This is a genomic window from Vibrio sp. QJM3NY_15 (genome assembly GCF_057785995.1).
Genome location: NZ_CM173518.1, coordinates 1,691,772 through 1,705,086, shown reverse-complemented (window position 1 = coordinate 1,705,086; position 13,315 = coordinate 1,691,772). Strand labels below are relative to the sequence as shown.

Here is a 13,315-nt window from a genome sequence, read left to right as displayed (position 1 = left end):
TCCGCGCCTATTTAATCTTTGAGTATCATACTATGTCTGAACCTACTAAATCTTTTAACCAACTTGGATTGTCTGACCAACTGCTTACAACACTCACCGAGCTTAACTTTACGGCTCCAACCAGTGTTCAAGAGCAAGCGATTCCATTGGTGCTAGAAGGCAAAGATGTATTGGCTGGTGCGCAAACGGGTACAGGTAAAACCGCAGCTTTTGGTTTGCCGATTATTCAAAGATTAATCGAGACTAAAGATAACGTTATCCCAAACCCTAAGTTAGTCCGCGCCCTTGTATTAGTGCCAACGCGTGAATTAGCACAACAAGTATTTGATAACGTAACCAGTTACGCGAAAGGTACCGACATTAAAGTGGTTGTCGCTTACGGCGGCGTCAGCATGAAGGTTCAAACTGACAACCTACGTGGCGGCGCAGATATCTTAGTAGCAACCCCTGGTCGTCTTATCGACCACATGTTCACTAAGAACATCATACTGAGCCATACTGAAGTGTTGGTGCTTGATGAAGCGGATCGCATGTTGGACATGGGTTTCATGCCTGATATTAAACGCATTCTTTCACGCATGAATGAAGTACGTCAGACTCTGTTTTTCTCTGCGACGTTCGATAATAAAATAAAAGCGCTTGCGCATCGTATGATGCAGTCGCCAAGTGAAATTCAAGTTACGCCAAAAAACAGTACCGCGGACACGGTTACCCAGATGGTTTATCCCGTTGATAAATCACGCAAGAGTGAACTGCTGGCTTACTTGATCGGTTCCAAGAACTGGCAACAAGTGTTGGTCTTCACTAAAACTAAACAGGGCACTGATGCACTAGTTAAAGAGCTTAAGCTAGACGGCATTAAAGCGGCGTCAATCAATGGTGATAAGAGCCAAGGTGCGCGCCAAAAGGCACTGGATGATTTCAAATCAGGCAAGGTACGCGCGTTGATTGCGACTGACGTGGCAGCTCGTGGTATCGATATTCAGCAACTAGAACAAGTTGTGAACTACGATATGCCATTCAAAGCAGAAGATTACGTTCACCGTATTGGACGTACAGGCCGCGCAGGTAACAGCGGTTTAGCCATTTCTTTGATGAGTCAAGATGAAGCTTACCTACTGGGTGACATTGAACGATTGTTGGATACGCGCCTGCCTCAAGAGTGGCTAGAGGGTTTTGAACCAAGCCTTGAAAAAGATGTGGCCCCTGATCGCGGTGGTCGCAGTAAGAGTCGTTCATCGGAGAAACGTAAGATGAAAGCTAAGCTTAAAATCCATCAAAACCGTGGTAAAGCACGTCGCTAATAAGCGGACCTAAAGAACTCGATTAAAGATCTACACATATAAAAACGCACCGTTACAGTTGGTTCTGTAACGGTGCGTTTTTATATTAAGTCAATTAATTTACGATCAGGGCAGACAAAAGCATTCGATTAATGGTGTTCTTGATTGCACTTCCACACGCAAGGGACTTCGTAAATCAGCTCTTCAATCGAGCTTGGGTTCAAGACCCATTCTTCACTGATATTGAACATACTGATCATCTGCTTGTTGAACAATTGCCAATGTTTTAGCAATGCTTCTTCAGGCGTCGATTGCATGTCACCTTCATTCCAAGTGCTTTCCATGAAAGGGGTTAGGCATACCGCTCCGTGCGCATACATGATCATTTGCCATTTAATTTCATAAATGTTGATCAAGTTATCTGGGTTCGCATCATTATATTCTTCTGCCAACATATGGATTTGTCTTTCGACATTACCAACATTGTCGATAAAGTAATCGACCAAGTTGTCTTTTTGGCGAACAGAGTCAGTGATAAGTTGCATCGGTTTACGTGAGTGAATCATGTTGCTAAAGAGACGCATACTAAATAAATAGATAGTAATGTTTGGCGCAATGCCTTTTGGTAACTCTTCCACTATCTTAGCAATGTAAGACTGAAAATATTCATGTAAACAGTCACTTATAGCATGCCAGATCTTTTCTTTGCTACCAAAATGATGGCGGATAAGGCTATGCGAGACGCTTGCTTTTTCACTGATGTTTCGTAGCGAAACGCTATCATAACCATGCTCACAGAACATATCCGCAGCAACACTCATGATCAAAAATCGAGTCTCTTCGGCGTCTTTTGCGCTTCTTCTACCTTGTTTCTTTTCTGTCATCTTCTTTTCACACATTTACCTGATTACCACATTCTACACTGTTTTCCTTAAAATAAAAAATACTGCACAGGTGGAAAGTAAAGCTTGAGAATTCTTTAATATTAAATATACTGCCCACCTGTGTAATAAATCATAATAATTAAATGGAGATGCATCATGCAGTCCAATTTGTCTATTCAAGCCAAGACGGGTAAGCAGATAGGAGTGGCGTTTGCTGCACTATTACTCGCAAGCTCTTTGACCGGATGTAACAAGGTTCAGTCAGAAGAAACGGTTCAAGTTATTAAGCCAGTAAAGCTGTTTGAGATCCCTCAGCAGACGGATATCGAGCTTGATAGCTTTATCGCAAAAGTGGATGCGACCGACCGTGCCGCGCTTTCTTTCCAAGTGGGCGGAGATATTGAAACGTTCTCTGTGCGTATGGGACAAGAAGTGAAGAAAGGCCAAGTACTCGCTGTACTAGATGCAACGGACTACCGTATCGCGGTTGATGCAGCACAAGCAAAATTTGATTTGGCGAACAGCCAATACAAGCAAGCGTCTGAGCTGTACTCGAAGAAGCTTGTAAGCACGGATTACTACGACCAAGCCGTAAACACCTTTACTGCCGCTGAAGTTGAGTTGGACCAAGCACGAACAAACCTTGGTTACACCACCTTAGTTGCTCCATTCGATGGCGTGGTATCGATGGTGTTTGGTAAGCAATATCAGTTAATCGCTGAAAAGCAGCCGGTTCTTAATATTTTAAATCACAGCGAGATGGATGTGACTTTCTCTATTCCTGTATCAAAGCTTGAAGACCGTTCTATTCAGGACCTGACCAACTCAAACATGTGGGTTGTGATGGATAGCCACCGCGGTATTCGTATCCCAACGCGTTTTAAAGAGATCTCAACGCAACCAGACGAAGACACCAACAGCTACCAAGCGGTTGTGTCTATCGAGAAACCTGAAGGTATTAATCTGCTTTCTGGTATGACGGCACAAGTTGAAGTTCAGAAAAACCGATCGGACAACGGTATTGGCATTGTTGATTCAGCTTGGTTAAGCAAAGAAGCAGACCAGGGTGAACTATGGCGCTACAACCCAGAGTCTCAATTGATTTCTAAAGTACAAGTCACCCTTGATGGGCAAGGCAAGGTTATTGAAGGCTTGTCTTCTGGCGACCTGATCGTAGAAGCGGGTGTCGATGTGTTATCTGATGGGCAACAAGTAAAAGCTTGGTTACGTGAGGGCGGTATTTAATGAACCTTTCCAAATTATCAGTTGTGGTTGCCTCTGCGTTATTGCTTCAAGCTTGTAACAATGGAACTGGCCACCGTGAGCAACCTTCACTTTTGGTTTCAACCTTTGAGGTTGGCGCGCCACTGACTGACCAATTCAGAAGTTTTAACGGACAGGTGATGCCCGCGGAACTGACACCATTGGCATTTAAGCTTGCTGGTGAGATTCAACAAGTATTGGTTGAAGCTGGTGACAACGTAGAAAAAGGCCAGCTACTGGCGACCTTAGACAACGCAACATACCTTCAAGATCTGACAGACGCTAAATCTCAATTCAAATTAGCGAGTAAGCAACTGGCGCGTGGTTCTGAGATGTTTGATAGCAAGATGTTGTCGCAATCAGAACACGATCAGCTGACTGCTAATTACAAACTGGCATCGGCTAATTTGGCTGCAGCAGAGCGTAAGCTGAGTTACACAGAGCTTTTAGCACCATTTTCTGGAACGGTTTCAACCGTCGATAAGCAACGTTTCGAAAACACCACACCGGGCGAAACGTTACTCAGCGTGTACCAGAACGACAAGGTGTATGTGCGAATTCAAGTATCAGATTCGATCTTAGCATCTATCAGCCCAGACATGCGTTCGAACAGCTATCGACCTGACGCAACCTTTGGCGGCCACTCTGGAAAATACCCTCTGACTTACCTAGAGCACACCAGTGAACTGCACCCGCAATCTCGCACTTATGAGTTTTGGATGCAAATGTTGCAACCAGAAAACGAAATTCTGCCGGGTACGAGCGTTACGGTAAATGTGGATATGGCGAAAGCAGGCCTGAGTGATGTTCAAGGTTATCAGTTACCGATGACGACCCTGCAAGCGGGCGCTGAAGCGAACCAATTTTACGTGTGGAAAATGGAAGACGGCCAAGCATTCAAAAGCGAAGTGGAAGTCGACAAGATCAGCGGCCAAGGCGCACTTATTGCTCATGGCGTTGAACAAGGTGAGCTACTCGTAAACTCGAATCTAAGAAAACTTCGTGACGGAATCAAATTGTCAGGAAAAGCAGAATGAACATCGCAGAATATTCAATAAAGAACAAAGTAATCAGCTGGCTGTTTCTAGTCATTTTGGCCATTGGCGGTGTGACGTCTTTTGGTAATCTCTCCCGTTTAGAAGACCCAGCTTTTACCATTAAAGATGCAATGATTATTTCAACTTACCCTGGCGCTACGTCTATGGAAGTTGAGGAAGAACTGACTTATCCGCTTGAAAAAGAGATAAGGCAGCTCCCTTATATCGATAAGATCACTTCGACCTCGTCGAATGGCATGTCTCAAATTATGGTCAGCATGAAGATGGACTACGGCCCAGACGAGCTACCACAAATATGGGATGAAATGCGTCGTAAAATCAACGATCTACAGCCAACACTACCAAGTGGTGTTAACTCCGTTCAGATCATTGATGATTTTGGTGACGTATTTGGTGTGATGATCATGCTGACTGGTGATGGCTACGATTACGTTGAGCTGAAACAGTACGCAGATTACCTAACGCGTGAAATCGAACTGGTCGACGGTGTCGGCAAAGTAAGTATTGCGGGTGACCAACAAGAACAACTGTTTGTTGAGATGTCACTTGAGCGTTTAGCGGCACTGAACCTAGATATGTCGATGGTAACGTCACTGTTAGCACAACAAAACAGTGTGGTATCGGCAGGTGAGATAATGTTGAATGGCCAAAGCCTAACGATCAAACCTAACGGTACGCTGAGCACAGTTGAAGAGCTAGAAAACCTAATCATTCATGGTCGTGACACTGGCAACCTGATCCGTTTGAAAGATGTTGCTGAGGTCACTCGCGGTATCCAAGAAAAACCGGGCAATGTCTTAACTTATAACGGCAAGCCAGCTATCAACCTAGGTATAGCGTTCTCTTCAGGCGTAAACGTCGTCGAAATTGGTAACGCGTTAGATGCCGAACTGGATCGTTTAGAAAGCATTAAGCCTGCCGGTGTAGAGCTGAACTACTTCTACAACCAAGCGCAAGAAGTAGACAAATCAGTGGCTGACTTCCTAATCAGCCTAGTAGAAGCCGTTGCTATTGTTATCATCGTACTGCTTTTTGCAATGGGCTTACGCAGTGGTTTGATTATCGGATTAGTACTGCTACTGACCGTATTCGGTACGTTCATCCTGATGGACTACAACGATGTTGAACTGCACCGTATCTCACTGGGTGCTTTGATCATCGCGCTCGGTATGCTGGTGGACAACGCGATTGTAGTCGTTGAAGGTATTCTAGTTGGCTTGAAGAAAGGAAAGACTAAGCTTCAAGCAGCAAAAGACATCGTGACACAAACGCAATGGCCACTATTGGGTGCGACCATTATTGCTATTACCGCTTTTGCACCTATCGGCTTGTCGAAAGATGCAACGGGCGAGTTCATGGGCTCATTGTTCTGGGTGTTGTGTTTCTCATTATTCTTGAGTTGGGTTACGGCGCTAACGCTGACGCCATTCCTTGCTGAGATGCTGCTTAAAGAAGAAGATAAAGTCGATGAGAACGAAGACCCATACAAAGGTATTCTGTTCGTTGTATTCGGTGCATCTCTGAAATTCGCATTGCGTTTTAGATGGTTAACTGTGGTCAGTATGATCGTATTGCTCGCCGTGTCTGTTGTTGGTTTTGGTAAGGTGAAGCAACAGTTCTTCCCGCCATCAAATACTCCGATGTTTTACGTAGACATGTGGATGCCAGAAGGTACGGATGTACGTGAAACGATCAAGCAGACTGAAAAGGTTGAGAGCTACATTCGTCAAGAAGACGACGTAGAGTTTGTAACCACAACGGTTGGGCAGGGCATGCAACGTTTCGCTCTGACATACCAACCAGAGAAAAGCTACGAAGCGTACAGCCAGTTACAAGTAAGAACCACTGACCGTGACACCATGTTTAAGGTTCTAGCCGAGTTGGACAAAGACTTAGCGAACGAATTTGAGCAACCAACGTTCCAGTTCAAACTGATTGAATTTGGTCCGTCACCAGCTTCAAAGATAGAAGCGCGTATTATCGGTGCTGACCCTCAAGTATTGCGTAGTATTGCAGTTGAAGTCGAAGACGTCTTACTTGCCGATCCAGGCTCACGAAATGTTCGTCACGACTGGCGTGAACGCACTAAAGAACTAGTGCCACTATTTAACGAATCAAAGGCACGTCGCCTTGGCATATCAAAAACTGATCTGTCTGAGACGTTACAAATGGCGTTTGGCGGCTACAACATCGGCTTACTGCGTGATGGTACTCATATGTTACCTATCGTTGCACGTTTACCTGAAGAAGAGCGTTTTGACTTTGAATCACTGAACAATGTGAAAATTTGGAGCCCATCGCTACAAACTTACATTCCAGTTGAGCAAGTGATTGATGGTGTAGAGCTTCAATGGTCTGAACCACTGATTCAACGTCGCGATAGAAAGCGTACGTTAACCGTGCTGGCTGACCACGATGTATTGGGTGATGAAACGCCAGCAAGCTTGTTTGCTCGTGTTAAACCAAAGATAGAAGCATTAGATCTACCAGAAGGCTACAGCATCAGTTGGGGCGGCGAATACGAAAGCTCTAAAGATGCACAAGAATCTCTATTTGGTTCACTGCCAATGGGTTACTTGCTGATGTTTATCATCACTATGCTTCTGTTTAACTCACTTCGTAAGCCACTTGTGATTTGGTTTACGGTACCACTCTCTATTATTGGTGTTTCGATTGGTTTGCTAGGGACTAATATGCCATTCAGTTTCACGGCGTTCTTGGGCTTGCTAAGTCTAAGCGGCATGATTTTGAAAAACGGTATCGTGTTGCTTGACCAGATAAACACTGAGCTTTCAACAGGTAAAGACCCATACTTAGCGGTTGTCGACAGTGCGATTAGTCGCGTACGACCGGTATCTATGGCAGCATTGACGACTATCTTGGGCATGATTCCTTTGGTATTCGATGCATTTTTTGGCTCGATGGCGATTACCATCATGGCAGGCTTAGGCTTTGCTACAGTACTCACGCTAATAGTAGTACCAGTGATGTTCGCTATTCTATATAGAATCAAACCGTCCACTGCGGGTTATTAGGGAATGATATAAAACAGATTCTTTTAAGCCAGCCCAGTCAATTTTGACTGGGCTTTTTTATGGGTGTGATTTGGTCTACAAGATTGGCGCTACCAGAAAGCTGCTTACCATTAATTATTAACCGCTAACTAAAGGTCAGCGGCTTCAGGAAGAACAGGGGGCAGTTCTAGATTGCGAGGCGGAGATCTAATTCAATCGGCTTTGGCATCGCCAAGTGATAGCCTTGATACATATCGAAGCCTAAGCTTTGCATTGCTGCGAGCTGTTGCTGGGTTTCGATACCTTCGATTACGGTCTTAGCACCAATTTGATTAGCAAGATCGAGAACCAACTCCATTTCGCTTGTATCGCCTTGTTCAAAATCCAACATGACAGAACGATCTATCTTGATGATATGTGGGTTGATATGACGAACACGCTGCTCTGTTGATGCTTGAGTACCAAAATCATCAACAGCAATTTGAAAACCATTTTCAGCTAGAGAGTGGGCTGCATCTTTCAAACGCTCTTCACTTTCGGCATTCAGTTCCACTAATTCCATCACGATTTGTTCACATGAAAGGTTGAGTTCATGAAGGCGTTTAGCCAACAGGCTGTCACTGACTTTTTCTGCAGCAAACAATTCACCAACGTTTGGAAGAACATTCAAAAACAAGTGTAAATGGCGGATATTCGATTGTGCGAAGTTACGGATATGGATAGCGCGACTCAGCCTTTCTACATTGATCTTGTCAGTACACAAGGTATCGTCGGAATGGAAGAAGTGGTCAGGACGAACAACATCCCCTTTGCTATTCGAAATACGAACCAAAGCCTCAACGCCTATCTGAGTCATTGAACTGTCAAATATAGGTTGATAGACACTTCTAAGTGTTAAGTCTTGATATTTCGCAATAAACTGCATATCGGCATCCACAGATATACAGCTAATAAATTCACTTCTGTCTGATAAAATCATAGTCGCTAATAAAGGTGTTTATTTAATGACGAAAACATACGTCATGGCTGTCACAATATTGACAGGTGTAAGTAAATTGTCAATTAATAAAAATTCATTTGTAGGGTCAATATTTAAATAAATATAATTAACGAAAAATCAGCATGATAAATGACATTAGCCATTAAATTTACTTATCATTCACTGTGTTTGATAGTTACTGTGAATTTAATGGCTGAGTAACCTCTCTCATATTAACCCCAGCCAATATAAGGCTAGAACGCTGATACACCAGAGAAAAGTAGGGTTAAAGGCCTAGATTGTGGGGGAATGTCAAAGTTACAAAATGGAGAGGCTAAGCGAGTTACATAGAAATGATATCTATCTCTCAAAATCGAGACGGCGAGTACAACAACTATTAATAATTAAAACAGAAGGTTCGAATAATTAATGAACAGGGAATGAGTTATCTTTTATAAAATATTGGGATGAAGGTCTAACAATTTACTTTCAATATTGAATGAAAAAGTTGACCCGTATTATCACTGCCATTGAAGTACCGCATAAAGCTGCAGATATTTACGAACCAGTTGTTGATTTCCTGACCGTTTAAGTGGGTGGCCGAATTTAATAAAGCAAGGGCTGATTCTGAAGTTATTATTTAAATCGGAAGCGAATTGAGAATCACTCTCTCTTAGAGTGATGCCTTGCTGGCTGTATTCCGTCATCTCGTCTGGGAGCTCTCCCATCCACCAATGTAACAACTCACTACTGTTTTTACTTCGGCTTATCCAATGGTCGGAGACAATGATCAAAACGTCATTTGGCTGAATGGCAAATCCATACTCTTGCTGCCAGTTATGAATGTCTAACATCAACTTTTTACGACAGGTTTTTCCTGCGCTCACCATATGATGGCTGATCATCCAAACGGTACCGATTTCAGAAGAGATTCGGAAGTGTCGAGGGTTTTCACCAGAAGAGAGCATTTCGAGTGGGCTGATGTTGCTTGCATGGTTAAAGCTAACAAAGGTGTGTTCCATTCGTCGGGCAAAGGCTTTGCCGATGTGATGCTCACTGATTCCTTGATTGTGTACCGTAGGGTAGTGGCGTTCACATAGCTTTAGGCAATCGTCTTGAAACTGATTGACGCTTTTAATCACTAGATCTAATAACAATGAAGTCCCTTATACACAGCTACTATCTTATTGATGGGCAATAGTACGGTAATTGAGGTTCCATTACCTATCGCCAAAGTGCGAGTTCTTGATCCCTCTATCAAAATTAGCTATTGCCGAGCGATTTTATGGATAGCACTGGCACTTCAATGGTCTGTATTCTAAATTATGAACAATTCTAATTAGTTACAAGGATTATGCTTAGTTAGCAAAGTTACTGGTGGCTAGCTTAATCTTAGTCAGCTAATCACAATTGATCTACTTACTCTTTATTTGGAAACATTCATGACCATTCAATTAGATTCGAAACAAAAGTCTGAACTCACTCATACGCTTCAAAAGTACCTTCAAGATGAACTCGATGTGGAACTTGGTCAGTTCGACACGGAATTCTTGGTCGACTTCATAAGCAAAAAGTTTGGTGCTGTTTACTACAACAAGGGGATAGAAGACGCGCAAAAAGTGATGGAACGTAAAATGTTAGACATCTCAGATGAGCTTTACGAGATCGAACAAATCGTTGAAATCTAACGTTTAGCCCAAACTTGTTCAAATAATTTGAATAACTCGTTTAATTTGAAATGATGTTACCAATGTAAAGCTTGGTAAATAATATGTTACACAAACTTGGTGTAGGGTACGCTTTTCAAAACTACACTACTCGTTAACATTCGGAATAGATGCATGGACAACAACGTTAGAAATTACAACCCTTTAGCAAGAGCGATGCATTGGATTTCAGCACTCGCGATTTTTGGCTTATTTGGTGTAGGCCTGTGGATGGTTGATCTTTCATATTACAGCGAGTGGTACAAAACAGCGCCAGACTACCATCGTTCGGTAGGCATTCTTTTGGCTGCCGTTACCGTTATCCGCTTGCTTTGGAAACTAGTTACCGCGTCACCTAAGGTGGAAGGGAAAAGCTATGAAGTTGCAGCAGCGAAGATTGCTCACGGCTTTATGTACATTAACTTAGCGGTTTTATTTATTTCAGGTTATTTGATTTCGACATCAGATGGCCGTGGGATCGAGGTATTCAATTGGTTCACTGTACCAAGTATGGGTGAACTATTTGCAAACCAATCTGATCTCGCAGGAACGGTTCACTACTATGCTGCATGGGTACTGATCATTATGGCATCAGTGCACGCCTTAGCGGCGATAAAACACCACGTTATCGACAAAGACGATACGCTACGAAAAATGATAGGAGCTTCAAAATGAAAAAGTCAATTATCGCTACAGGATTAGCATTTGCTATGGCAATGCCTTTCGCTGCGAACGCCGCTGATTACGTGATTGATACAAAAGGAGCGCATGCTTCAGTTAACTTTAAAGTTAGCCACCTAGGTTACAGCTTTATCCAAGGTCGTTTTAACACATTCTCAGGTGACTTCTCATTTGATGAGAGCAACGTTGAAGCATCGAAAGTGAACGTAACGATTGATACAACAAGCCTTGATTCAAACCACGCAGAACGTGATAAGCACATCCGTAGCTCTGACTTCATTGATACAAGCAAATTCTCAGATGCAACATTCAACAGCACAAAAGTAGTTGATAGAGGCGAAGGCAAACTTGAAGTAATGGGTGACCTTAAACTTCACGGTGTAACTAAGCCTATCGTTATCGAAGCTGAATTCATCGGTGCTGGTCAAGACCCATGGGGCGGTGAGCGTGCTGGTTTCGTTGGCACAACTCGTCTAGAACTTGCTGACTTCAACATTCCAGTAATGGGCGCTTCAAGCTATGTAGATATGGATCTGCACGTTGAAGGTGTAAAGAAGTAATCTAGCTATCAATAATCGCTGACTGGTATCAACATTTTTAGAAACATCAAAAGTTTGGTCGATATCAACTAGCAGGTTAGTTAGAAAAAGAACAAGTAGCTAAAAATAGAGAAAGGCGCAAAGTAATGACTTTGCGCCTTTTTTATTGAGGTAAATGGCCACGCGTTTCGATCTGTTTTGTGTCAAACCTTGAGTTGCGTTTTAAGCCTCCATTTACTTCTAGCCAGTCAACGTTGCCATGACTGAGTTATCTAGCTGAACGACTAATCCCTAATAGTTCAGCTTTAGATTAGTTAATCTGTATCTGGTGAAATATTTAGTTTACAAACAATCGCCAGTTAAGCTGTTTCTAGTTCAGCTTGTGGAACCACGTTTAGGCGGTCGCCGTAGATTGGACGTAACGCTTGCATCACTTCTGTGCGAGTCAGTACACCGACCATTACGCCATTTTCTAGCACTGGAAGCATGTGTGGTTGGCTTACTTTCATTGCTTTTGCACGCTCTTCTAAAGAAAGAGAAGTCAGGCGAGTGGCGTAGCCCATGCTTGTGGTCGGGTACAGTTGTTCTTTATCGATACATAGGAACTCAGCAACATCAACCAGCTTGTCGTTTGCATCAATAGCCACAACGTCACGGCTCATTAGGTCTACCACTTTCTGACCTTTAGTTGGGATATAGTCTTGGCACCAAAGATCAACCATTACGTCGTGAACAGATAAGATACCCACTAGTCGGCCTTCAACATCACACACAGGAGCGCTAACAAGGTGAGCGTCTAAAAGTGAATCAATTGCAACTGATGTAGGCATTTCTACGCTTAGTGTAATTGGTTGAGTGTTCATGATTTGCTTGATAGTTGTTGTAGTGTTCATAGTGATTTCCTTAACTGACGTAATTTCTGCTGTTTGAGTTATTGCTGTAATTTTTGCTGCTTTAAGTTGTGGGCGACGGTAGATGCTCCAATTGGCTAAGCCGACCAATACCGAACCACCTACGATGTTGCCGATTGTCACTGGTATTAAGTTTGCGGTGACAAATTTCATGACGTTTAAGTCTGCATACTGCGCTGGTGTTGCGCCTATTTGCATCCAGAAGCTTTCTGGTGCGAATGCTTGAATAGTGATGCCTAGCGGAACCATGAACATATTCGCCACACAGTGTTCAAAGCCTGAGCTAACGAACATTGCAACGGGTAACACGGTCATCATTGCTTTAGTCATGGCGTTAGCAGAGCTGAACGTTAACCAAATTGCTAAACACACCAACAAGTTACAAAGCACACCCAAAGCAAACGCTTGAACAGGGCTGTGGTGTAGCTTGTGTTGAGCAATGTTTAGAGCGTTTAAACCCCATTGGCCACCATCTAATTGATATAAGCCTGCTGCGCTTACCAAAGCCAAAAGGAACATGGCTCCGATAAAGTTACCGACGTAAACCTTGCCCCAGATAGACAGCATCTTAGTGAAGGTTATTTGCTTGTTAGCCCATGAAATGCTTGATAACACTGAGCTGGTAAACAGCTCGCCACCGCAAATTACAATCAGGATTAACCCCATGCTGAATGCAAGACCGCCGGCTAAACGACTCAACCCCCATCCAGCATCAGCGCTACCTGTGGTTACCGTGATGTAGAATAAAAAAGCAAGCCCGATGAATGCGCCAGCCATGATTGCCAAACTCAATGTCATGCTGCTGGTTTTATTTGCTTTGCTTAATGCAAACTTCTCGGCTTCCGCCATCATTTCTGTTGGCGAGAACAGTTGCTGATTTTCAGAAGTGCTGGTTGCCATATCCCCCCCTTGAACAATCCGTCATGTGTAATTCCTAGTGTTAATGACTTAGTTAATCCGTAATGGTTAATCAGTAATGTTTTGCAGGGCTCGTTTG

11 protein-coding genes are annotated in these 13,315 nt (G+C 43.3%); 7 read left to right on the top strand and 4 right to left on the bottom strand.

Going from position 1 to position 13,315, the window contains the following annotated elements; translation table 11 throughout:
- The first annotated feature begins 32 nt into the window (after positions 1-32).
- Complete coding sequence (locus AC3CKG_RS23825) at positions 33-1,304, top strand: DEAD/DEAH box helicase (protein ID WP_065105705.1); 1,272 nt, start codon at positions 33-35, stop codon at positions 1,302-1,304.
- 128 nt (positions 1,305-1,432) lie between these two features.
- Here the strand turns inward: AC3CKG_RS23825 and AC3CKG_RS23820 are convergent, their stop codons facing one another.
- Complete coding sequence (locus tag AC3CKG_RS23820) at positions 1,433-2,167, bottom strand: TetR/AcrR family transcriptional regulator (RefSeq protein ID WP_076670504.1); 735 nt, start codon at positions 2,165-2,167, stop codon at positions 1,433-1,435.
- Between the two features lie 156 nt (positions 2,168-2,323).
- Between AC3CKG_RS23820 and AC3CKG_RS23815 the strand changes: the two genes are divergently transcribed.
- From AC3CKG_RS23815 to AC3CKG_RS23805, 3 genes are read left to right on the top strand one after another with little or no spacing between them, the layout of a single operon-like run.
- Positions 2,324-3,412 (top strand): efflux RND transporter periplasmic adaptor subunit, encoded by a 1,089-nt coding sequence (locus AC3CKG_RS23815; RefSeq protein ID WP_488529508.1) that lies wholly within the window; start codon positions 2,324-2,326, stop codon positions 3,410-3,412.
- Positions 3,412-4,467, top strand: coding sequence for an efflux RND transporter periplasmic adaptor subunit (locus tag AC3CKG_RS23810; RefSeq protein ID WP_488529507.1), 1,056 nt, complete (start codon positions 3,412-3,414; stop codon positions 4,465-4,467). Before AC3CKG_RS23815 ends, AC3CKG_RS23810 begins: the two co-directional genes overlap by 1 nt.
- Positions 4,464-7,523: an efflux RND transporter permease subunit gene (locus tag AC3CKG_RS23805; protein ID WP_488529506.1), complete on the top strand. Its 3,060-nt coding sequence runs from the start codon at positions 4,464-4,466 to the stop codon at positions 7,521-7,523. Before AC3CKG_RS23810 ends, AC3CKG_RS23805 begins: the two co-directional genes overlap by 4 nt.
- A 166-nt stretch (positions 7,524-7,689) precedes the next feature.
- On the opposite strand, the gene AC3CKG_RS23800 is transcribed toward AC3CKG_RS23805, so the two are convergent.
- Both AC3CKG_RS23800 and AC3CKG_RS23795 read right to left on the bottom strand, forming a co-directional pair.
- Positions 7,690-8,427, bottom strand: coding sequence for an EAL domain-containing protein (locus AC3CKG_RS23800; protein ID WP_080585208.1), 738 nt, complete (start codon positions 8,425-8,427; stop codon positions 7,690-7,692).
- A gap of 575 nt (positions 8,428-9,002) precedes the next feature.
- Positions 9,003-9,638, bottom strand: a complete 636-nt coding sequence (locus AC3CKG_RS23795) for a hypothetical protein (protein ID WP_017105905.1) — start codon at positions 9,636-9,638, stop codon at positions 9,003-9,005.
- A gap of 285 nt (positions 9,639-9,923) precedes the next feature.
- Here AC3CKG_RS23795 and AC3CKG_RS23790 point away from each other — a divergent pair, with 285 nt between their 5' ends.
- From AC3CKG_RS23790 to AC3CKG_RS23780, 3 genes are all read left to right on the top strand, one after another.
- Complete coding sequence (locus AC3CKG_RS23790) at positions 9,924-10,169, top strand: DUF2164 domain-containing protein (RefSeq protein ID WP_017059821.1); 246 nt, start codon at positions 9,924-9,926, stop codon at positions 10,167-10,169.
- 153 nt (positions 10,170-10,322) lie between these two features.
- Entirely contained in the window at positions 10,323-10,862 is a 540-nt protein-coding gene (locus tag AC3CKG_RS23785; protein ID WP_048660207.1) for a cytochrome b, read from the top strand.
- On the top strand, positions 10,859-11,428 hold the full coding sequence (locus tag AC3CKG_RS23780; RefSeq protein ID WP_488529505.1) for a YceI family protein: 570 nt from the start codon (positions 10,859-10,861) through the stop codon (positions 11,426-11,428). The genes AC3CKG_RS23785 and AC3CKG_RS23780 overlap by 4 nt, the downstream gene beginning before the upstream one ends.
- Before the next feature lie 338 nt (positions 11,429-11,766).
- Here the strand turns inward: AC3CKG_RS23780 and focA are convergent, their stop codons facing one another.
- Positions 11,767-13,218 (bottom strand): formate transporter FocA, encoded by a 1,452-nt coding sequence (focA, locus tag AC3CKG_RS23775; RefSeq protein ID WP_102311976.1) that lies wholly within the window; start codon positions 13,216-13,218, stop codon positions 11,767-11,769.
- Between the last annotated feature and the right edge of the window lie 97 nt (positions 13,219-13,315).